Annotated in this window: 18 protein-coding genes; 12 read left to right on the top strand and 6 right to left on the bottom strand. The window is 33.9% G+C overall.

Annotated features, from left to right (window positions below):
• The 10 genes from D017_RS13145 to D017_RS15045 form a co-directional block, all read left to right on the top strand.
• The coding region (locus D017_RS13145) for a hypothetical protein (RefSeq protein WP_035337075.1) at positions 1 to 578 on the top strand (578 nt) is incomplete at its 5' end.
• A 43-nt stretch (positions 579 to 621) separates the two neighbouring features.
• The gene (locus tag D017_RS13140; protein WP_035337073.1) at positions 622 to 1,998 is read left to right on the top strand and encodes a hypothetical protein; all 1,377 of its coding nucleotides are present in this window, start codon (positions 622 to 624) and stop codon (positions 1,996 to 1,998) included.
• Positions 1,998 to 3,923 carry an NAD-dependent epimerase/dehydratase family protein gene (locus D017_RS13135; protein WP_035337071.1) on the top strand — a complete coding sequence of 642 codons (1,926 nt, stop codon included), beginning with the start codon at positions 1,998 to 2,000 and terminating at the stop codon, positions 3,921 to 3,923. Before D017_RS13140 ends, D017_RS13135 begins: the two co-directional genes overlap by 1 nt.
• 10 nt (positions 3,924 to 3,933) lie before the next feature.
• A complete protein-coding gene (locus D017_RS13130) occupies positions 3,934 to 4,368 on the top strand; it encodes an acyltransferase (RefSeq protein ID WP_035337069.1) in 435 nt (144 codons plus the stop codon).
• A 38-nt stretch (positions 4,369 to 4,406) separates the two neighbouring features.
• Positions 4,407 to 5,015 (top strand): sugar transferase, encoded by a 609-nt coding sequence (locus D017_RS13125; protein WP_035337066.1) that lies wholly within the window; start codon positions 4,407 to 4,409, stop codon positions 5,013 to 5,015.
• A 152-nt stretch (positions 5,016 to 5,167) separates the two neighbouring features.
• A complete protein-coding gene (locus D017_RS13120) occupies positions 5,168 to 6,307 on the top strand; it encodes an aminotransferase class I/II-fold pyridoxal phosphate-dependent enzyme (RefSeq protein ID WP_035337063.1) in 1,140 nt (379 codons plus the stop codon).
• A 5-nt stretch (positions 6,308 to 6,312) separates the two neighbouring features.
• Positions 6,313 to 8,325, top strand: coding sequence for a nucleoside-diphosphate sugar epimerase/dehydratase (locus D017_RS13115; RefSeq protein WP_051583913.1), 2,013 nt, complete (start codon positions 6,313 to 6,315; stop codon positions 8,323 to 8,325).
• A 35-nt stretch (positions 8,326 to 8,360) separates the two neighbouring features.
• Positions 8,361 to 9,713, top strand: coding sequence for a capsule assembly Wzi family protein (locus tag D017_RS13110; RefSeq protein ID WP_035337061.1), 1,353 nt, complete (start codon positions 8,361 to 8,363; stop codon positions 9,711 to 9,713).
• 286 nt (positions 9,714 to 9,999) lie between these two features.
• Positions 10,000 to 11,070, top strand: coding sequence for an NADPH dehydrogenase NamA (gene namA / locus D017_RS13105; RefSeq protein WP_035337059.1), 1,071 nt, complete (start codon positions 10,000 to 10,002; stop codon positions 11,068 to 11,070).
• A 165-nt stretch (positions 11,071 to 11,235) separates the two neighbouring features.
• The gene (locus D017_RS15045; RefSeq protein WP_051583912.1) at positions 11,236 to 15,882 is read left to right on the top strand and encodes a DUF5689 domain-containing protein; all 4,647 of its coding nucleotides are present in this window, start codon (positions 11,236 to 11,238) and stop codon (positions 15,880 to 15,882) included.
• A 223-nt stretch (positions 15,883 to 16,105) separates the two neighbouring features.
• Here the strand turns inward: D017_RS15045 and mnmE are convergent, their stop codons facing one another.
• Positions 16,106 to 17,494, bottom strand: coding sequence for a tRNA uridine-5-carboxymethylaminomethyl(34) synthesis GTPase MnmE (mnmE, locus tag D017_RS13095; RefSeq protein ID WP_035337057.1), 1,389 nt, complete (start codon positions 17,492 to 17,494; stop codon positions 16,106 to 16,108).
• Between the two features lie 76 nt (positions 17,495 to 17,570).
• Here mnmE and D017_RS13090 point away from each other — a divergent pair, with 76 nt between their 5' ends.
• Positions 17,571 to 17,936: a DUF4870 domain-containing protein gene (locus D017_RS13090; protein ID WP_035337055.1), complete on the top strand. Its 366-nt coding sequence runs from the start codon at positions 17,571 to 17,573 to the stop codon at positions 17,934 to 17,936.
• On the opposite strand, the gene D017_RS13085 is transcribed toward D017_RS13090, so the two are convergent.
• Both D017_RS13085 and D017_RS13080 read right to left on the bottom strand, forming a co-directional pair.
• Positions 17,929 to 18,207 carry a DUF3817 domain-containing protein gene (locus D017_RS13085; RefSeq protein ID WP_013752231.1) on the bottom strand — a complete coding sequence of 93 codons (279 nt, stop codon included), beginning with the start codon at positions 18,205 to 18,207 and terminating at the stop codon, positions 17,929 to 17,931. The two genes, D017_RS13090 and D017_RS13085, sit on opposite strands and share 8 nt — an antisense overlap.
• Positions 18,208 to 18,270: 63 nt before the next feature.
• Positions 18,271 to 19,374, bottom strand: coding sequence for an esterase-like activity of phytase family protein (locus D017_RS13080; protein ID WP_035337051.1), 1,104 nt, complete (start codon positions 19,372 to 19,374; stop codon positions 18,271 to 18,273).
• Between the two features lie 112 nt (positions 19,375 to 19,486).
• Here D017_RS13080 and D017_RS13075 point away from each other — a divergent pair, with 112 nt between their 5' ends.
• The gene (locus tag D017_RS13075) at positions 19,487 to 20,203 is read left to right on the top strand and encodes an SDR family oxidoreductase (RefSeq protein WP_035337049.1); all 717 of its coding nucleotides are present in this window, start codon (positions 19,487 to 19,489) and stop codon (positions 20,201 to 20,203) included.
• A gap of 141 nt (positions 20,204 to 20,344) precedes the next feature.
• On the opposite strand, the gene D017_RS13070 is transcribed toward D017_RS13075, so the two are convergent.
• The 3 genes from D017_RS13070 to D017_RS13060 form a co-directional block, all read right to left on the bottom strand.
• Entirely contained in the window at positions 20,345 to 20,647 is a 303-nt protein-coding gene (locus tag D017_RS13070) for a hypothetical protein (RefSeq protein ID WP_152023902.1), read from the bottom strand.
• Between the two features lie 143 nt (positions 20,648 to 20,790).
• The gene (locus D017_RS13065) at positions 20,791 to 21,177 is read right to left on the bottom strand and encodes a hypothetical protein (protein ID WP_035337047.1); all 387 of its coding nucleotides are present in this window, start codon (positions 21,175 to 21,177) and stop codon (positions 20,791 to 20,793) included.
• A 159-nt stretch (positions 21,178 to 21,336) separates the two neighbouring features.
• Positions 21,337 to 23,889 (bottom strand): ATP-dependent Clp protease ATP-binding subunit, encoded by a 2,553-nt coding sequence (locus D017_RS13060; protein WP_035338278.1) that lies wholly within the window; start codon positions 23,887 to 23,889, stop codon positions 21,337 to 21,339.
• Positions 23,890 to 23,924 lie beyond the last annotated feature (35 nt).

Genomic DNA, 23,924 nt, shown 5'->3' with positions numbered 1-23,924 from the left:
AAAAAAATATAAGGACGAGTTATGTAAATCTTGCATTTGGTCTTGTGTTTCTAGCAAATGTTTTCTTCCCATTTTTAGATGTTTTCATACCTAAATATAAAAGTGCGCTATTATCACTGCAACTGATATCTCTTACAGTGGTATTGTACACTAATTCCTTCGGCTTTGGAACATATTTAATGGCACAAAATAAAGAGAAAACGATTGCTCTTATTGCAATTTTCTCACTAATAGTTAATATTATTATTGGCTTTATACTAGTTTTATATTTTGAAGTACCATTTTCATATGTAATCTTGGCGACAAATGTCAGTTATTTACTTTTTACTTTTTTATGCGTTTATATGGGACTAAAATTTATGAAAATTAAAAAGTCATTCTCACAAATTTTTTCAATATTCTTACCTTTCAATCTTTTAGCTCCATATTTGCTTAGCGTGATATTTGTTTTGAATGATTTTAAATACATAATGATATTACCATTTTTACTATTTGTAATACTGAATTTAAAACCGCTTAAGTCAATAGTTGAAAAAATACGTACTCTTATGGATAGACCTAATATTATAGACTTATAATTGTATAATGCTATTTAAGTAGCATCTTTTACAAAATAGATCAATGAAGAAAAATAATTCAGATCATATAAAGGAAATTAATAAATTAGAGTTAAAATATCAATTATACGATGTATCAATTGACTCTATTCCAATATGGAGGCTTTTAAGGTTTGAATACAGAACTAAATATTTAAAGTCTAAAACTGGTTTCACTAATAGAACTTCTTTTGCTAAAAAGAAATGGTTTAAAATAGTAAAATACTTAGTCATCTCAATATTCGAGTTATTGAAAGTTACGCTTTCGCGAAAGCGTAATACTATTTTATTTTTTGCTTTTACTCGTCTATCTCAGAAAGAGAATATCTATTATGATAAATTTACTGATCCTATAATTAAATATATTGATGACCATAGAGATGTAGTAGTGCTGCAAAGAAGTCTAGGTGGCAGCTATTTTGAGCCTAGAATGAATAGTGATTTCATTTCAAAAAGTGATAGTATATTATATATATGTAGACTAGCATCTATACTGTTTTTACCGTTTACTATTTTGCGTTATTTTTCAAAATTCAAAAACCTTAAAAATAGGATTAACAAAATTTACGTTGCAGATTCCTTATATTATATTAAAACGGCATTTGTATATGGAGATTTCTTCTTTACTAAATGTATGTATAAAGCTATCTATAAATCACTTGATGTAAACCAAATTTTCTTAGTGAGTAGGCCTGTTTTTGCTGCACAAATTGTTGCTGCAAGAGAAATGAATATTCCTGTATATGAGCTTCAACACGGTGCCACCTTAAATGAAACTGTTCTCTATACAGGCCCCTATAATGACTTAATTGATCCATCATTATTTTTAACATTTGGCTCAATGTGGAAAAATGAGCATTTTGGTATACCTTTAAAACGTATAAAAAACTTAGGTTGGGCAAATACTGTCAATACAACTGATATTGAAATAAATAGAAATCGAATATTAATTATCTCAAGCCCATCAATAACTACACAACTTCTGGAAATTCTATTTGATGTTGCTCAAGAAGCTAAATCTTATATTTTCATAATGAGATTACATCCTCAAGAAAGTTTAAGTGTGAAAAATAAAATATTGTCTGATAAAATAGCAAATCTTAAAATAGAAAGTTCTACGGCAAATCTTCAAAAATCAATATTAAAATCTAAAGTTGTAATAGGTGATAATTCAACAGTACTTTATGAGGCATTAAGTCTTAATAAACCAGTAGGCCAGATTAATTATGGATTTTTTAGAAAAGAGCGTAGTGAGCTAGAAAATAAACTGTTTCGATCTATTTGCTCAAAAAGTGATTTTTCTCACTTTCTAGAAGAAACAGATTCACCGATAGCTAGGGTTAATGATATTTATAGTAGTTTTGATTTTCGTTTGCTTAATGAACTTATAACAAATAAATAATGATTACTGTCTTAGTAACTTGTGTAGGATCTGGAGTTGGCCAGTCTGCAATAGATTCACTTAATATTAGTAGAGATTACCACATAATAGGTTGTGATGGAAATCCTAATGTTTATGCCCACAGTTATTGTGACGTTTTTGAAAAAGTACCAAGTATTTATGCGGCAGAATATCTTGATACTATACTAGAATTGTGTAAAAAGCATAAAGTAAATCTTATTATACCTGGTCACGATCATGAGCTTTCTGTATTTGCTACAGAAATTGAACGATTTAATAAAGCTGGCGTATCTGTTATTGTCTCAAAGCCTGACCTCATAGAAATAAGTAGAGACAAAAAGATTTGGTTTGATTACTGGAAACCTTTAGGTTGTAATATCGTTCCAACATATTTTGTAAAAGATTTCAAACAAGAGCCAGATACCACAATATTTCCTGCTATTGTTAAACCTTCCGGAGGATCTGCCTCTCAGGGTATTTCTATTGTAAATACACTTAAAGATCTTGAAGGTCTTACTGATAATGATATCATTCAACCTTACTTATTTCCTGAGAAAACAGATCCTAATTATGAGGCTATAAAAAAGGCTGTTGCTAAAGGTGATTTTATACAACGATCAGAAATTTCAATTCAACTTGTATTTTCTAGTACCTCAAAATGTGAAGGTGTTTTTATATCAAAAAACACTCTCAAAAATGGTGTTCCAGTCTATATAGATCCTATAGACCCAAACACTTTTGAACACATAGATGAGATTTTAAAATTTGTACCTATCTGTGAAAAAATGGGTGTGAGAGGACCCGTTAATATACAGGGGCGCATATCTGATAACGGATTATTCTTTTTTGAAATGAATATGCGCTTTACTGGTATTACTGGTAATAGAGCACTTCTAGGTTTTAACGAAGTTCAATATCTGGTCAATGATTTTCTGAACTTACCTAAAACATCAATATCTACATATGCTACGGGTAAAAAAGGAGTACGACAAGTTGCTTGTACAACTATCGCTAGAGAGAGAACAAATTTGAATAAAAAAATTATTACAATACTGGGTGCAGGTAGTAATTTAGGTCAAAATTATTTGAATGGTAAAGATGTAGATAGTGATATTTCTTATAACCTTATATGTCGTAAGACATCGTTAGAAAAATATACGAATCTTTTCAAAAGAGAAGATGTAACTATCTATGATACTTCAGATGTCAATGTTGATCAGGTTTTATGCCAGTCAGATACTTTGATAAATTTTATAAGCGCGCTTGCTCCAGAGCCAGACGCTCATAAATATGATGCAATTTTATTTTTACAAGAGCTCTCTCATAAAATAGCAAAGGCGAAAATCCCGTTTATTTTGAATATTTCTTCACAATCTGTCTACGATCAATTTAGTGTTATAGATAAAACAGAAGAAATCGAAGTAGTGACAAACAGTCTATATGCTTTTCAAAAGTTACTTATAGAGAAGATATTTGCTGATTTCAATAAATTTTCTCCTATTTCTAATGTTGTGTCATTACGGATAGCCAGAATTATGAATCCAAATAATATTAGTTCTTGTGGTTTTTTCGGTGGAATGATAAAAAGATACATTGCAGGAGAGAAAATAATATTGGACACTCCAGACAATAGAACAAATCTTGTTCATATAGATGAAGTTGTTACAGCTATTGATTTTTTACAAGAATTGAGTTATACTCAAGTTTTACCTGAAATCTTAAATTTTGGGGGAGAAAATATAACAATGGCATCCTACAGCAAACTCATAGAAAGCGAGGTGAAGGGTAGTGGCTCTTTTGATTTATTAAAACAGGATAAAAATGTAGTAAGTTCTACTATAGATGATTCCAAAATCACACAATTAGGATATTCAAAAAATCTGAAATTAAGCGATATTATTAAAGAAATTGCGAGTAAATTTTAAAAGTTGTGTTATGAGAAAAAAACTTTGGAATATCTTATCTTCTCTTTACCCAATGTACTTAAATAAGATATATTCTATGAATATATCTAAAAAAGCAATTATATCTTACAAAGCAGTTTTAGATAAAAGTATCAATCCTAGAGGTATATATATTGGTGACTTTACTTGGGTGCTTGCGGGAGCTATGATATTATCACATGATCATAGTAGATCACTAAAAGCAGATACTAGAATTGGTTCAAATTGTATAATCGGCATAAAGTCTATTATCTTACCCGGAGTTGTATTAGGTAATCACGTAGTAGTAGGTGCGGGTGCCATCGTTACAAAGTCAGTCCCTAGTAACAGTGTTGTAGTAGGTAATCCAGCAAGAATTATAAAACAAGGTGTGATTGTGAATGAAAAGGGTCAGATTAAACATGGTGGTAAATCTTTTACAGTCTAAAGTCTATATTAAATAGTTTCATAACTTAAATTTTATTAATGTATAAACTATATTTAAAGCGTTTACTAGATATTGTAATAGCTTTTTCAGCTTTTATTCTTTTATTACCAATTTTTATAGTGGTGGCAATTTTAATTGCAACTAAAACTAAGGGTTCTGTTTTTTTTAAACAAAAGCGTCCTGGATTAAATGGTGAGATATTTTCTGTCTTAAAGTTTAAAACAATGACAGATGAATGTGATGCAAATGGTAAACCTTTACCAGATGAAGAAAGAATAACTAAGGTAGGACAATTTATAAGATCTACATCGTTGGATGAAATCCCTCAATTGCTTAATGTTATTAAAGGTGATATGTCACTTGTAGGCCCAAGACCCTTACTCACTAAGTATTTACCTCTTTATAATGAAAATCAAGCAAGACGTCATAACGTGAAACCTGGAATAACAGGCTGGGCTCAAGTAAATGGGAGAAACAGTATATCTTGGGAAAAGAAATTTGAACTTGATGTGTGGTATGTAGATAACTTGAGTTTTATTTTAGATCTCAAGGTCCTTTTTAAAACTTTTTTAAAAGTAGTAAAGAGAGATGGTATAAACTCTGATACGTCTGTTTCTATGGAAACATTTACAGGGTCAAAAGATTAATTACAATATTCTTTGGGTGATTATTTTGATTTAATATTAATGATATATCACTATACTATATTTTTATAAATTTGACTTCTGTTAATAAATATTAGTAGAGTATGACAAATTTTATTGTAAATATAAAATCATCAATCAAATCTTAAAACTAAATGCAGAATTCTAAAATATGGCTATCATCTCCACATATGGGAGGAAATGAGCGTAAATTTGTTACTGAAGCCTTTGACACAAACTGGGTTGCTCCATTAGGTCCTAATGTCAATGGTTTTGAAAATGATCTCAAATTATATCAAAAAGGCGATGTAGAGGTCGCTGTTTTGAGCTCTGGTACAGCAGCTATTCACCTTGCATTAATACAGTGTGGTGTAGTAGCAGGAGATGAAGTAATTTGCCAGACTTTCACATTTTGTGGTAGTATTAATCCAATAATGTATCAAGGGGCCACGCCTATACTTGTAGACAGTGAACCTGAAACCTGGAATATTTGCCCGATCCACCTAGAAGAGGCTATTAAGGATAGAATTGATAATGGCAAGAAGCCAAAAGCAATTGTAGCCGTTCATTTATATGGAATGCCTTATAAAATTGAAGCTATCAATCAGGTGGCTGAAAAGTACAATATACCTGTTGTAGAGGATAGCGCAGAGGCCCTAGGATCAACGTATAAAGGTAAAAAATGTGGTACTTTCGGTAAGTTTGGTATTTTATCATTTAATGGTAATAAGATTATTACTACAAGCGGTGGTGGAGCTTTGGTGTGTCAAAATATTGAGGATAAAAACAAAACTGTTTTTTTAGCAACTCAAGCACGTGATGAAGCCCCACATTACGAGCACACAAGCGTTGGTTACAATTATAGACTAAGTAATATATCTGCTGGAATAGGTAGAGGTCAAATGGAAGTCTTAGATAAGCACATCGGGCTACGTAGAGAAATGCATGAATTTTACGTGAAGCAATTCAAAGATATTGATGGTGTAACAGTATTTTCTGAACCTTCAGATGAGTATTATAGTAATCACTGGCTATCGGCTATTTTAATTAATCCGTTAGAGACCAACGGGATAACTAGAGAGGATTTACGCCTTGCATTTGCGAAAGTCAATATAGAATCGAGACCTTTATGGAAACCTATGCATTTGCAACCTATATTTAAAGATGCACCGTATTATGGGGGAAAGGTTTCAGAAAATTTATTTGAACAAGGTTTATGCTTACCTTCTGGTTCTAATCTAACTGATGATGATAGGTTTAGGATAGAAAAGGTTATCTTTAAAATATTCAAGTAATTTTTATGTTGAAAAGAATAATAGAAGCTATAAATCGATTATTTAAAGAAGAAAATAAACTCGATATACGAAACTTACGGTACTTACCTAGATGGGCTGTTTTATTTATAGACGTTTTTCTTATTCTTTTTGCTGTTGTTGTTACCTATATATTGTTAGATGGTATTGCAATTAGACCTTTAAAAACTATAGGTTTAAATAAACAGCTCAGCTTAATTTTAGGAGTTAACTTTGTATACCTATTAATTTTCAAAACTTATGCAGGTTTAATAAGACATTCATCCTATATGGATGCTTTAAAATTAGTTTTTGCTTCTGGATCTACCTTTTTAAGTCTAATTCTAATTAATATTATATGCCTATCGTTCGGTTATCCAAAAATCTTTCTAACCACAGGAGTATTTTTATTTGCAGTTTTATCTTTTAGTATACAATTTATATTTAGACTACTAGTAAAGCAGCTGTACGATTCTTTTAAACTAGTATTAAAGGATGAAGAATTAGTAAAAGCTGTTATAGTTGGCATTGATGATAGTGCAATATCAATAGCTGCTGCTCTTGATATTGAACACCCACAACGATTTGTTGTTCAGGGATTTATTTCAAAAAGGCAAAACAAGAGTTTACGAATACTGAGTAAACCTGTTTTAGAATTAAATAATGGCATCGATAAACTAACAAAAAAACTTGATGCATCTGCAATAATCTTTGCCGGAAACACACTTAATGCAGAAGAGAAATTCCAAATTGTAAAGGAATGTTTAGAATATGACATTAAAGTTTATAATTCACCTTTAGTAATTAATTGGAGCGAAAAAACGACTGTTACCGATCAGCTCAAAACTCTTCAGATTGAAGATCTTTTAGATAGGGACCCTATAAAACTAAATGATGATATAAAATCTCAAAAAATAAAAGATAAAACTGTCTTAGTAACTGGTGGGGCGGGATCTATAGGTAGTGAAATTGCTCGACAGGTTTCCTCTTATAAGCCTTTTAAACTTATAATTTTAGATCAGGCTGAATCACCTCTGCATAATCTCAGCTTAGAATTACTAGGGACGTATCCGGACATTGATTTTGAGTTTGTAATATGTGATGTTGCAAATAGAAATAGATTACGTGTACTTTTCGATGCTTTTAAAATTGATATTATATATCACGCAGCCGCATACAAACACGTACCATTAATGGAGAACAATCCATCTGAGGCCATACTTACAAATATTTACGGCACAAAAAATCTAGCAGATATTGCAGCAAAACATAAGGTAAGTCATTTTGTTATGGTAAGTACTGACAAAGCTGTTAATCCTACTAATGTTATGGGTGCGACCAAAAGGGCAGCAGAAATGTATGTACAATCAAAGAATTTTAACTTACTTGAAAAAGGTAAAAAGAATACTACTAAGTTCATCACAACGAGGTTTGGCAATGTGCTAGGATCTAATGGATCTGTAGTACCATTATTTAAGAAGCAAATTGAGGGTGGAGGACCAGTGACGATAACCCATCCAGATATTATACGCTATTTTATGACTATACCTGAGGCGTGCCAACTCGTTCTGGAGGCTGGAACAATGGGTAAAGGAGGTGAGATTTTTATATTTGATATGGGAGAGCCAGTACGTATAATGGATCTCGCAGAAAAGATGATTAAGCTAGCGGGACATACTCTTAATGAAGATATAGAAATAAAGATCACAGGTTTACGACCAGGGGAAAAGCTTTACGAGGAATTATTGAGTAACGAAAGTAAAACTTTACCTACGCATCATGACAAAATAATGATAAGCGAGGATCTAGAGAATGACTATGAACAGATTAATACAGTAATAAATTCAATTATAAAAGCGGCAATTAAAAATAATAATACAATTAGTGTTGCTAAGCTTAAATCTTTGGTGCCTGAGTTTAAAAGTAATAATTCGGAATATGAATTATTAGACATAAACGTAGGTGGAATTGATAATAACAATTTGTCTTTTGAAAATTCAAACACCAACAGTTCTAATTAAAGAAGCCATACACTTCTTATATTTCTCAATTGTAAATGAGAGTTCATGCAGCTTTAATTTTTATTTGGTTATTTACATCAGTTTGTGCTGGCCAAGATGATTTTGAAGTAAGAGGTACGTTTGAATCTAGACTTTTTTCTAAAAAAAATAGACTTCCTTTTTGGAGTTTTACTAATAGTCAAGGTTTTTTAAATGAGTCAAGTACTTATGGGGTTTCCGCTTTCGCGAAAGCGGACTATATCATATCAAATAATCATATATTAACTCTAGGTGCAGGTGCTTATCTATCTGATGGCTTTGAGGATAATCTAAGGAGAAGTGATTTATATTTGGAATATAGAAACAGATCAATTTTAGTGACCTTAGGAGCTAAACAACTTCCTCAATATGAATATAATTTATCTACCATAAATGATAATATTTTACAAACTGGAAATTCGCGACCATTTCCCGGAATCATCATTTCTAATGTTAAGCCAATTAAATTATCAGATAAATTTTCATTAGACGGTGAGTTAGCTCATTATAGTTTGAATGATAATCGCAGTACAAAAAATGCGCAGATTCATTATAAAATGATTAGAACTAATTGGAGAATAAATGAAACAAGTTCTCTTTCTATAGCACTAAGACATTATGTACAATGGGCTGGTACGCTCTCAGACGGAACTGAACTTCCAAGTGACTTAAATGCATTTGGTAGAATTTTTATTGGAGCCAATGGAGGCGATATAGATAACCCTAACGAAGCTATTAACGCTTTAGGAAATCACTTAGGTAGTTATAATGTTAATTATAAAAAATACTTCAAAAATGGAACATTAGCGCTCTATCATCAATCATTGTTTGAAGATCGATCTGGACGAGAATTAAATAATTTTCCTGATGGTGTATGGGGTATAACTTATTTACCTAAAGGAAGTAAGTTGATTAGGTCAATACTTTATGAATATATACAAACGGTATCGCAGAGTGGCGCTCCTAGACCAACAGAAGGACTTAACCAGCAGAGTGGTGATGATAATTATTTTAGTAATAATATTTATCCATCTGGGTGGACTTATGAAGGTGCTATTATAGGATTACCATTAATTAATCCCTTCGGCAACACAATGACGCCTAGTAATAACAGAATGATAGGTCATCATCTAGGTATAGCTGGATCACTAGGGAAGATTGACTATACAATTAAAGGGTCTTATATACAGAATCTTGGAACGTACAACTCGCCCATTAAACCTAGACAACAAGCGTTTTATAGTTATGCAAATTTTTCTTATGACACCAATATTCTCGGAATTATCAATCTTTTTTTAGGAGCAGATTATATCAATGACTTCTCTAATGCAACAAGTATAGGAATAGGGTACAAGTACAACTTAGAGTGATTATTTTTCAAAATAGCTTAAATATTCGAGGTAGCTTACAATTGAAAAGCTTTTTGTTCTTTTGAAATTGATTATTGCATTCCTAGTTATATAATTTTAATAATTTTCACTTAAGTCTTTTCTATCTCGTCTTCGTATCTCTTATAATGGAGTTTATCTTTGTGAAAAGGTTTGATTTTTTCATTTGTAATGAATTTACTTATTGCGTAGAATTCATATATACATAGTCACTGAAGTAGTATTTAGAAATTATTCTTAGAGTATAAAAATCCCTAACAAAATAAATATGTCAAAATTATACACTCCATTCAAAATAAGAGGCTTAGAATTATCCAATAGAATTGTAGTTTCTCCCATGTGCCAATATAGCTCAGTTAACGGATTGGCAAATGATTGGCACCTTGTTCATTTAGGTTCTAGAGCTGTAGGAGGAGCTGGGCTCATTATTACTGAGGCTGCTGCAATTTCTCCAGAAGGAAGGATTACACCATCAGATATGGGAATTTGGTTAGATGAGCATATTGAGCCTCTTAAACGGATTACAACATTTATTAAGGAACAAGGAACAGCAGTGGGAATTCAGCTAGCACACGCTGGTAGAAAGGCAAGTACATTACCACCTTGGGAGGGGAGTAAAATACTAACTAGTGATGATGGTGGATGGGATCCTGTAGCGCCATCACCTATAGCGTTTGATGAGAACGGCCTTATGCCAAAAGAACTCTCTAAGGACGAAATTAAAGATATCATAAAGTCATTTGTAGATGGAGCTAAGAGAGCTGTTGAAGCAGGTTTTGATGTCATTGAGATTCACGCTGCACATGGTTATCTTTTAAATCAGTTTTTATCACCTCTCACTAATAAAAGAGAAGATCAATATGGTGGTTCTTTTCAAAACCGAGCGCGCATGTTGTTAGAAGTTGTTGAAAAAATTAGAACCGTGATTCCTGTAAAGATGCCTTTGTTTGTACGAATATCTGCTACAGAATGGGCAGAAGGTGGTCATACCATTGAAGATTCTCTGAAAATTTCTCAGCTTCTTAAGGATAATGGAGTAGACTTGATAGACTGTTCAACGGGAGGTGTTGTTAAGAATCAAGAAATTCCAGTTAAAAAAAACTATCAAGTTCCTTTTGCAGAAAAAATCAAAAAGGAAATTAAAATAGCCACGGGTGCAGTAGGCTTAATTGATGACGCCATTCAAGCTGATGATATTTTAACTAATGATCGAGCAGATTTAATATTTGTAGGTAGAGAAATGTTACGAAATCCATATTTTGGATTATTAAGTCCAGAACTAGGAGGGAAGAAGATTGCTTGGCCGAATCAATATCAAAGAGCAAAACCTAGAAAATAGCTGTAAATTTTTGAAAATAAGTGATATATAATTATAGCTGTTTTAGAATAATAATAAAGTCAAAATTATTGTTCATCACCACTTGCCGATTGCTTAACAATATAGAAACATTGAACACTGAGTTTGATTGTAGATTTGCAAAAATCATAACTAAAAACTCTCTCAATGAAAAAAAAACTACTCAGTGCACTTTTGTGCATTGTATTGGCATTTCTTAGTGCTAATACGAATGCTCAAGGTGTTTTTATTAATGAATTGCATTATGACAACGCAGGGGGCGATGTTAATGAAGGAATTGAACTTGCTGGACCTGAGGGAACAGATTTAGCAGGATGGTCATTAGTTTTATATAATGGTTCTAATAACGAACCTTATCGAACAGTAGACCTTACGGGAGTAATAGCCAATCAACAAAATGGTTATGGAACCGTAAATTATCCTATTACAGGAATTCAGAATGGAGCTCCAGATGGTATTGCTCTTGTAGATGAAACAGGTAACTTGGTTCAATTTATATCATATGAAGGAGAACTTACTGCTATAGGAGGTCCAGCAGATGGCTTGACTAGTAGAAACATAGGTGTGTCAGAAGGAGCAAATACTTCAACCGAAAGTTCACTATCTCTATCTGGAAATGGTACAGAAGCAGGTGATTTTACTTGGGAAATTACAACTTCAAATACTTTTGGAGCGGTAAATACGAATCAAGTTTTTGGCACCTTGATTATCACGCCTATGATTAATGAATTTGTATTTAATCATGCTGGTTCTGATACCGACGAATTTATAGAAGTTCTTGCAGGGGACAATGAAGACCTCTCAGCCTATTCACTTTTAATTATTGAGGGTGATGTAAATTCTGTAGGAACTATTACTTCAGTATTTCAATTAGGTACTACCACTTCAGATGGGCTTTACACAATACCTTTTCAAAACAATGTGTTTCAAAATGGATCTCAAACGATTCTTCTTGTCACAAACTTTAGTGGTAAGCTCGGAGAAACTATTGATACAGATGTAGATGGTTTAATTGATTTTAATCCTTGGGATGAGATTATTGATAGTGTAGCGGTAAGTGATGGTGATGAAGGAGATTTGTCATACAGCGATGTTGTACTAACCAATGATTTTGACGGAGGAATTTTTACAGTAGGTGGAGCGTCTAGAATTCCTAGCCGAACTAATTCGGGAAGTACAACAGACTGGATTAGAAATAATTTTAATGGTGCTGGTCTTCCAAGTTTTCCAAGTGCAATACCGTCAGCAGGAGAAGCTATTAATTCTCCAAACTCTGAAAACATGGTAGTTTCTTCAGAACCAACAGACGACACAATATTAATCATTAATGAAATTGATGCAGACAATACTGGTACAGATACCATGGAATTCGTAGAATTATATGACGGTGGAACAGGTAATACACCTCTTGATGGTTACACCGTAGTATTTTATAATGGTTCTAGTGATTCAAGTTATGCATCTTATTCTTTAGATGGTTTTACTACAAATGCACGTGGCTTTTTTGTTTTAGGAAATGAAGCAATATCTTCCGCAAGTATTGTTTTTCCTAGTAATGGGATTCAGAATGGAGCAGATGCCATTGCCCTTTATAAAGATGCTACATATGATTTTGTTAATGGAAGTCCAGTAAATCTTGACAATCTTCAAGATGCCGTTGTTTACGATACTAATGATGCAGATGATGATGGTTTGCTTATACTTCTAAAAGAAGGTCAAGAACAGCTTAATGAAGATATTTTAAGTAATAAGGATATATTCTCTTTACAGAGATTTACAAATGGATCAGGTGGTTTAAGAGAAACTACAACTTATGTGAGTGCATTGCCTACTCCTGGAGCCACAAATAGCAATGCTACTGAACCAATTACTTTAGTCATTAATGAACTTGATGCAGACACCGCAGGATCAGATTCACAAGAATTTCTTGAAATTTACGACGGTGGACAAGGAAACACTTCCCTTTCAGGATTTGTTGTTGTTGCTTATAATGGAAATGGCGATACAATCTATAATACCTTTGACTTAGAGGGTTATATTACAAATGATGAAGGATACTTTGTTTTAGGAAATGCAGATGTTTTAAATGTAGATTTAGTAATTTCTGGTAACTCCTTTCAAAATGGAGCAGATGCTATAGGTCTCTATCAAGGAACTGCCGCTGATTTTCCAAATGGATCAGTAGTAACCCTTGATGGACTCGTTGATGCAATAGTTTATGGAACTGATGACGATACTGATTCAGAGTTAATTATATTGTTAAATCCAGAACAAGAACAACTTAACGAAAATCAAAATGGAAGTAAAGACTCAGAGTCTTTACAGAGAATTCCAAACGGACAAGGAGGGACAAGAAATACAGCAAACTATGTAGCTCAAACCCCTACACCAGGTAAGGCAAATGATGCTATTGTTGTTCCAGGGGAAATACTTACTATATCGCAGGTAAGAGCAGCGGCTGAAGGAGATACCGTTACAACTACTGGAATATTGACGGTAAGTGATCAGTTTAATGGACCTGCATTTATTCAAGATGCAACGGGAGGAATTGCAATATTTGATAATCTTGTTCATGGTGAGAATGTATTTACTATTGGTGATTCTATCACAGTTACAGGTACTAGAAGTGCATTCAATAATCTAGCACAGATAAGTCCTGTTAATGTTGTTGAAATTAATTCACCACCTACAAGTATTATAGAACCTATTACCATTGAATTATCACAACTATCTAATTATGAAGGACAATTAGTGCGTGTTTTAAATGCAAGTTTCCCAAATCCAGGTGACTTACTATTTGGAAATTCTAACTTTGAACTTACAGATAGCAGTGGAACAGGTCAGTTGCGTATCGACGGAAATGCATCTTCACTTATTACATTAACACAACCTAGTAGTTGTGATATTGTAGGAGTTGTAGGTCGTTTTGGCGATAATTTCCAACTATTACCTAGACTAGCAAGTGATATACCATGCGCTACTCCTTTCGAAAGTCCAGATGAAACCTCTGATGTTTCAAGGGATGATAGCTTTGATGTAGTCGCGTGGAATATTGAGTGGTTCGGGGATGAAAATAATGCTCCGCCAGCTGGCAGACCTATGTCTGATGAAATACAGAGAGATAGCGTACGCACAGTACTAAGAAGATTAGATGCAGATGTAATTGCTGTAGAAGAAATTGCAGATGATGTACTTTTCGCAGAACTAGTAGATGGATTAGAAGGCTACGATTATATCCTGTCTGATGCTGTTTCTAATCCAACAGGAACACCACCTTTTCAAAAGCTTGGTTTTATTTATAAAACTGCTACGGTGAATCCTGTGAAAACACAAGCTCTATTAGCTACAATACACCCATTATACAATGGAGGTGATGATAGTGCTTTAGTAGATTATCCTAGTACTACAGATCGTTTTTATGCAAGTGGTCGTCTACCTTTCTTAATGACTGCAGATGTTACTATAAATGGGAGCACAGAGCAAATAGATTTAATAGCATTGCATGCACGTGCAAATGGTAGTACACAATCTCAAAATAGATATGATATGCGTCGTTATGATGTAGAAGTACTTAAAGATTCTCTAGATGCACAATTTTCAGATAGAAAGGTTATTCTTTTGGGAGATTACAATGATGATGTTGATGAGACGGTTGCAGATGGTGTGCCCACAACAGAATCATCATTTATAACTTACGTACAAGATCCAGAAAACTACAACGTTGTTACAAGTGTATTAAGTGATGCTGGATTTAGATCTTTTGTATCTAGAGAAAATATGATTGATCATATTGCCATCACAAATGAACTTTTTGAGAATTATATCGAGAGTAGTGCATCAATAGGATATCAATTTTATGATGAAGATTATGCATTCACTGCATCTGATCACTTTCCAGTTTCAGCTAGATTCTTATTTGATACTATAGAGCCTCTAGAAGTGGTATCTATAGAAGCATTTGACATCACTTGTTTTGATGCAAATGATGGAGTTGCAACCGTTTCTATAACAGGAGGTGTTGCTCCGTATAGCTATGTTTGGAGTGATGGGCAAACAGAAAATTTTGCCGAGAATTTATCCGAAGGCACCTATTCAGTAATTATTAGTGATAGTAATGATGAAGAACTCTTAGTTGAGAACATTACTATATCTAGTCCTACACAGATAACATTTTCAGTTTCTGAGGATGTGACTATATACAAGGGTTATGATTCTAATTGTACAGTATTATCTGTATCTGATATTGTGGCAGAAGGTGATACATCCATATTATGGAGTACGGGGGAGACTACAGAAAGTATTACTTTTTGTTCTGAAGAAACAACAACCGTAACAGTTACAATAATGGATGATAATGGATGTGAGACTACAAAGGAAATTACTGTTACAGTAGAGGATGTAACATGTGGTAATAATCCATATTACAAGCGAGTTCAGCTCTGTTACAAGGGGCGTTCACTTTGTGTAAGCCGTTATGCTGCAAGAGTATTTTTACGAAAAGGTGCAACATTAGGCGCTTGCGATAACTCTTCAATTGTTGTTTCTAAAATTAAAGTATATCCTAATCCAGTAATTAAAGATGCTAATGTTAAAATTACTAGCGCTATGGATACTGATGTGACTTTTGAACTATATAATATCTTTGGTGTTCGTGTATTTTCTCAAAATGCAACAATTTCTCAAGGGAAATCAATCACAACGCTACAACTAGGGAATTTACATAGAGGTTTTTATTTCCTAAAGCCAACTGTAAATGGAGTAGTGCAAGGGACGAAAGTTCTTATCAAGAGATAATAAGGTAGTACTACATCCCAATAATTTTAAGGCTGAGCAATACTGTTATTGCTCAGCCTTTATTATATAATACCCAAATAAAGATTTTCTAAATACTACTACTCTAGAATTATTTTGTGATGATTGTAGGATTGATTTATAAAATGTTAAAGAAAAACTCTAAATCAATCTACTTTGCAAAATTTCTAGGAAGATTCTTATATTTTTTTGCTGGCTATCGTAATTACTTCCCGATACAAAAGTTTGCAAAAATATTTCCAAGAAGCTCATCATTAGTTACTTGTCCCGTAATTTCTCCAAAATGATAAAGTGCCTCTCTAATATCTATTGCCATAAGGTCTCCTGAGAGATCTGTATCTAGTCCGTATTGCACTTTTTCTATCTCTTCGAGTGCTTTGATTAATGCATCGTAGTGTCTACTGTTTGTAACAATAGTCTCGTCATTGCGCAGGGCTCCAGTGTTTACAAATTCAAGAAGTTTAGTTTTAAGACCGTCAACTCCTTTATTTTCTTTGGCAGAAATTAAATGAAGATTTGGTATTTGATTACTTATTGCTGTGATATCATTTTCACTTACTCGATCAATTTTATTGGCAACAATAATAAGAGGCTTAAGAGGAAACTTGTTTTTAATTTTTTCAATCTCTGTTTTAAAGATCTCAGCATTTGCAAGGAATTCATTTGCACTAAAAAGCAGGATCACAACTTGTGCTTGTTTTATTTTTTCAAATGTTTTCTTTATTCCTAAGCCTTCAATCACATCTACAGTTTCTCGTATGCCAGCTGTGTCTATAAACCTAAAACCAATACCACCTATAGATAGCTCATCTTCTATAGTGTCGCGAGTGGTACCTGCGATATCTGATACAATAGCGCGCTCTTCATTGAGCAGCGCATTTAATAATGTTGATTTCCCTACATTAGGTTCGCCCACAATAGCTACGGGGATTCCATTTTTTATCACATTACCTGTTGCAAAAGAATCTATGAGACGCTTGAGTACTTTTGTGATGCGAGCGATGAGCTCTTTAAATTGGCTACGGTCTGCAAACTCAACATCTTCTTCAGAGAAATCTAATTCTAGTTCAATGAGGGATGCAAAGTTTAAAAGCTCTTGACGCAGCTGTGCTATTTCATTAGAGAAGCCTCCTCGCATTTGTTGCATTGCAATTTGATGAGAGGCTTCATTATCACTAGCAATAAGATCTGCAACAGCTTCTGCTTGACTTAAGTCCATTTTACCATTAATAAATGAACGTAGTGTAAATTCTCCTGCCTGCGCAGCACGACAGCCTGACCTTAATAGTAACTGTATGATTTCTTGCTGAATATAATTAGATCCGTGGCAAGAAATTTCCACGGTAGGCTCGCCAGTGTATGAGTTTGTGCCTTTAAATAATGAGACTAGAACTTCATCTATAGTGCGCTCACCATCCATAATATGTCCTAAGTGAATGGTATGTGTTTTTTGCTCTGATAACACTTTACCACTTACAGATTTAAAAATAGGGGAGGTTATTTCTAGGGCTTGAGCTCCAGAAACGCGTATTACGGCAATTGCGCCAGCGCCTGCTGGACTTGCTAAAGCTACTATAGTATCTTGTACATTCATCTTTACAAAATTACGTAAACGTGTAACATTTTCGCGTAAGCATATACATATATAGTATCAATCAACAATCAATCATATGGAAATTGTACAACAAACCACATTTGCGCGTGAAGATAGAACGCTGCTAGCACTTACTCATCTATCCCAACTTCTAGACTATATCACTGGTTTTGGAGGTTTTATAGTACCACTTATATTGTGGCTTTCTAATAAAGACCGAGTAATTGACATGGATGAGCATGGAAAATCTATTGCAAATTTTCAGATAAGTCTGTTCATTTATTGCATACTGAGCATCCCTGCAATACTAGTATTTGGGTTAGGTCTCGTTACTTTATTAATACTTGCGGTGTTAGGCTTTATTTTGCCTATAATAAATGCAATACGAGCTAGTAATGGGGAAGAGCCTAATTATTATATCAGTATAGAATTCTTTAAGTAGACTGGAGATATTTTTTATCCATCCAAAAAGTACCAAATGGAATAATAGAGCATAAAAGGACGATTCCTACTGTTTTATTGTTCCATTTCATATAAGATTTCATCATAATTGCCATTACTACATAGGCAAGAAATAGAAATCCATGAGCCATACCAATAACTTTATTAGGTGCTCCATTATCAAATATATACTTTAATGGCATGGTGATAAAAAGGATTAATAAAAATGATATTCCTTCTAATACACTGAGAATTCTAAAGGTCTTAAGCATCGTATATTTTTCAACAAAAATAAGGGCAAAATAGCAACAAGCCTACTCATCAAAGAGTAACTTTTATTTAATTTCAAATAGTATTATCTGACTAAGTTGTTTTCCAAAGGAGTTAAAATTATTATCAGAGATAACGACTAGTGATCTATTTCCATTTTCAAAATTAGGACCAAAAGTCATTCCTTCAATATTATCTACAATACCATCTGTGAGCTGACTACGCACGCTACTAAAATCTAATAAAAGTTTCTTGGTCGCAGGGGTGTAAGATGAATTAGAAAGACTATTTAGGTCGTTTACATCTGTTGCATTTTTCGTTGAAACTTGGTAAATCTTAACATCATTTCCACCATCATCATGCCCCGATGCATAAGATCGTTCAAGAACTAGAAAGGAGTGTTCGTTGTATGACAAAATTTCAGTCACGCCGTTTACTTCAAGCTTACCTTCTCTAGCTACTTTATCTAGCATGTATGCATACTCTTTTTTAAACGTTTTACGCTCATGATCTATATATGCAATACGTACGGGAGAGTTTGCGTCACTTGCAGTAGGTACAATACCATCTTGTTTGAGTGGTAATTCTGTAGTTACCCAGAAACCTTTGTTATCGTAATTTCTAGAGAGCGCTTCAAAAACTCCATTGTTATGTGGGCCACTAGCAATATCGTTTTGAACAAGATATCTAGAAGGAATCGCAATAGCATTTTTAAAAGCTCCATCCATACTAGATGTTCTTATAAAAGGATTAATACCCTTGCTTATATTTCCTTCACTTGACCATATAATGTCATTAGAAGGAGTTACCCGCAGTGATTCTGGATCAGCTAGCCCACTTTTAAAAGCAATACCTAAGGTATCCTTAAAATTTACCATCGAGGTGAAAACAGGTAATTGTAACTTGCCATTTTCAATCTTAATATCTGCAATATAAAATCGCGGATTTTTTCTATCGTCACTTATGATATACCACTTACCATCCATATAATCGATACTAGATAGGCCACCCACAGCTATATCTTCATACATAGCATCGGCAGGAATAATCACTTCATTTACAAAGTCGAGCTGTCTTATTTCTTGCGTTTTACTTTGAAGAAGGCTTGAAGATTTACAAGAGAGTAAGAGGGTTATGATAAGAAGCGAATAGATTTGTTTAAAAGCCATTTGAGAACGAGTTATGTTATTTACAAAGGTGTCACTTTTTTAGATTTAGTTTAAGAAAATTTCTTGTTTGCTTTCGCGAAAGCGTGATTATCTTTATAAAAAACACGTAATCATGGAATCATTAAAAGATAAAGTTGCATTAATAACTGGTGGAACTAAGGGTATAGGGCGAGGTATAGCCGAAGCCTTGTTGCATCAAGGAATGAAGGTTGCAATCACAGGAAGAGATGAGAAAGGTGCCAAAGAAGCAGCTCATGAACTAACTGAAAATGATAATTACATACTCGGTATTGCAGCAGATGTAAGAAATTATGAAAGCCAGCAAAATGCCGTAAAAGCTGTACTAGATAAATTTGGGAAAATTGATGTGCTCATTGCAAATGCAGGTCTAGGGCATTTTGAGAGTATTGCAGATATGTCTATAAAACAATGGGATGAGACCATTGATACGAACCTAACGGGAGTTTTCTACTCAGTAAAAGCCTCTCTTGAAGCGCTTAAAAAATCAGAAGGTTATATTTTTACAATTTCTAGTCTTGCAGGAACAAATTTCTTTGAAAAAGGAACAGCTTATAATGCGAGTAAATTTGGTTTGACAGGCTTTTCGCAAGCGCTTATGTTAGATCTTAGACAAGATAATGTAAAAGTGAGTACCATAATGCCAGGCTCTGTAAGTAGCCATTTTGGAGGTAGATCACCAGAGGAAGGGACTGACTGGCGTATACAGCCAGAAGATCTTGGCCAAATTACCGTCGATCTACTTAAAATGCATCCAAGAACTTTACCTAGTAAAATAGAGGTGCGACCATCTAAGCCACCTACTAAATAGTAGTATTAGAATATTATATAAAGCCTTCAATTTTAGATAAAATTGAAGGCTTTATTTTTTAATTCAAAAATTGTTTTTATTAATGGTTTGTAAACGTACGCTACTTCACTATAACGCTCAATGATATCATCGTGTAAAATTTTATTTTATGAGTAACTCTGATAACCATTTTTTTGCTTCATCAACAGAATTGAAAGACTCAAAGGGTTGATTAAAAAATTGTTTTTCTAGTACTACATTAGATTTAATGAGTGGATTATCAAATACAACAGCAATAGCTTTGAGTCCGGGATGACTTCCAGCATCCATATACACAGTAGGATCTACGGAGTATGAATTGAGCCTGTGTGAGATATAACCAAAAGGCTCATCATTAAAATAGTCTTTGCAAAATGATAATAGTAACTGGTTAGATGCTCTATCAACATGAGAACCTTCTTTCATGGTACCAATGACAAAATTCTGTTCGATTTGGATTTTTCCAAAGTCAAATTCTTTAATATTTTTCAAGTGGGTGTAGGGGATTAAATTGGCTGCAAAACTCCTTCTTTTTTTAAGAAGATAAAAGTGTTTGTCGCAAAAAAAAATCATTGCTTACCAGAAAGCAATACCTCCTTATAATCTAAGGCTTCATCAAGTGTTTGATACACAGCAAAAGGTTTTTTAAAAAACAATTTTTCAACTCTAAATGATTCTATAAGGCTTTTGTTTGGACAAACAGCTATAAACCCTTTAAGGTTTTCAATTTTTGATGTTTCTAGATAGATAATGGGATCAATAGAGTAGGAGTTTATTCTGTGGGTTATATATACAAACTCTTTATTGCTATAATATATCTCTGCAATTGCTAGTAGAATATCATTAAAATTAGGCTGTACTGTAATTCCTTCGTTCATTACAGTGTAAACATAATCATTATAGATAGTTAACTCTCCGAATGATAAGCTAAGGTGGTGTTCTATTGGTTCTGTCATAAGTTTGTAGGGGACTTGAACATTGAATATACTAATAAATAGAAATACAAACATCTATTTACCAATACATTAACTATGTGTGCATAGTATTTTAAATAAAAAATCCCCGAAAAGTCAGTTAGACCTTTCGGGGAAATAATTATAAACCCTTAGCGTTACCTACGACTCTGTAGGGGTTGCCTTTTTGATATCGATTATAAGTTCGTCTTTCTTCTCATCAAAATCCATAAATATGCCATCACCTTCTTTTAATTGAGAATTAATTATCTCCTCGGCTAGTGCATCTTCTATATATTTTTGAATAGCTCTTTTAAGTGGTCGTGCCCCATATTCCTTATCAAAACCTTTATCACTTATATAATCTTTTGCTTTTTCACTAAGTGTTAAATCATATCCTAGACCTTTAATTCTAGTATATAGTTTTGCAAGTTCGATATCGATAATCTTATGGATATCCTCACGCTCTAATGCATTAAATACTACTACGTCATCAACACGATTTAAAAACTCAGGTGCAAATGCCTTTTTAAGGGCATTCTGTATAATACTTCTTGCATTATCATCTGCTTGCGTTTTACGTGAAGCAGTACCAAATCCAACACCTTGACCAAAGTCTTTAAGCTTCCTTGCCCCGATATTTGAGGTCATTATGATAATAGTATTTCTAAAATCTATCTTACGGCCTAGAGAATCTGTTAAGAAACCATCATCTAACACTTGCAGTAACATATTAAATACATCTGGATGCGCTTTTTCTATCTCATCTAGTAAAACCACAGAGTAAGGCTTACGTCTTACTTTTTCTGTGAGTTGACCACCTTCTTCGTATCCTACGTATCCAGGAGGCGCTCCTACAAGCCTTGAGATAGAAAACTTCTCCATATACTCACTCATATCAATACGGATGAGTGCATCTTGATTATCAAAAAGCTCTTTTGCAAGAACCTTTGCAAGTTGCGTTTTTCCTACACCAGTCTGACCTAAGAATATAAATGAACCAATAGGTTTGTTAGGATCTTTTAATCCAGCTCTGTTACGTTGTATTGCTTTTGCAACCTTTGCAACCGCCTCATCTTGACCTATTACGTTTTCTTTTATTGTTGCTGGTAGTTCTGCAAGTTTGTTGCTTTCTGTTTGTGCAATACGGTTAACAGGGATTCCTGTCATCATACTTACTACATCTGCAACATTTTCTTCAGACACTTCTTCTTTGTGAAGTTTTGCGTCTTCTTCCCATCGCTCTTGAGCGATTGCAAGTTCCTTTTCTAAGGTTTTCTCATCATCGCGCAGCTTTGCAGCCTCTTCATATTTCTGCTTCTTTACCACAGAGGTTTTGAGTTCTCTTACCTCTTCTAGCTTATTTTCTAATTCTAAAATCTTTTTAGGAACATCAATATTAGTAATATGCACGCGAGATCCTGCTTCGTCTAGAGCATCTATAGCCTTATCTGGAAGAAATCTATCGGTCATATATCTATTAGTAAGTTTTACACACGCTTCAAGTGCCTCATCTGTATATGAGACATTATGGTGCTCTTCATACTTACCTTTAATATTTTGTAATATCTCAATTGTTTCTTCTACAGACGTAGGTTCTACAATTACTTTTTGAAAACGTCGCTCTAAAGCACCATCTTTCTCAATATGCTGGCGGAATTCATCAAGCGTTGTTGCACCTACACATTGTATTTCGCCTCGAGCGAGAGCAGGTTTAAACATATTTGAAGCATCAAGAGATCCCGTTGCTCCTCCAGCTCCTACAATAGTATGTATCTCATCTATAAATAAGATAATATCATCATTCTTTTCAAGCTCGTTCATCACAGCTTTCATACGCTCTTCAAACTGGCCTCTATATTTTGTTCCAGCTACAAGGCTAGCAAGATCAAGAGTAACCACACGCTTGTCAAAAAGGATACGAGATACCTTACGTTGTACAATACGTAGAGCAAGTCCTTCTGCTATGGCAGATTTACCTACTCCAGGCTCACCAATAAGGAGAGGGTTGTTTTTCTTACGTCTACTCAATATCTGAGATACACGCTCAATCTCCTTGCTACGGCCTACTACAGGATCTAGTTTACCCTCGTCTGCCATTGCAGTAAGATCACGTCCAAAGTTATCTAGAACCGGAGTTTTACTTTTCTTTCCTCCTTTAGGCGTGGTAGGGCTATTAAAAGGATTTTCTTTTGATCCTTCATCGCTATTATCGGCATCATCACTAAATGATTCTGATTTAATAGGCTCTATATATTCATCGCTTTCGTTTGCCATCATTAGTTTAAATTGGTCTTTTACACTGTCATAATCTACTTTAAGTCGATTGAGCAGTTTTGTGGTAGGATCATTTTCATTACGTAAAACACATAATAATAAATGAGCCGTATTTATTGATGAACTTTGAAAGAGCTTTGCTTCTAAGAATGTGGTCTTGAGTGCTCGCTCTGCCTGGCGAGTAAGATGTAAGTTCTTCTTATCATTACTCTGTAAGTTCAAGTTGGGGTTTGCTGGGCTTAGTATCTCAACCTTGCGTCTCAAGTGCTCTAAGTCTATATTTAAAGCTCCTAAAATATCGATTGCTTTACCGCTTCCGTCTCTTAACAAACCAAGAAGTAAGTGCTCTGTACCTATAAAGTCATGACCTAATCTTAAGGCCTCCTCTTTACTATAAGCAATCACATCTTTTACTCTTGGTGAAAAATTATCGTCCATATCTATCTTCTCTTTCTTAGGTAAATTTAAGCAAA

The sequence above is a fragment of the Dokdonia sp. PRO95 genome (genome assembly GCF_000355805.1).
Taxonomy (GTDB): Bacteria; Bacteroidota; Bacteroidia; order Flavobacteriales; family Flavobacteriaceae; genus Dokdonia.
Note: the sequence above shows the minus strand (reverse complement) of the source record. Positions and strands in the feature narration are given on the sequence as shown.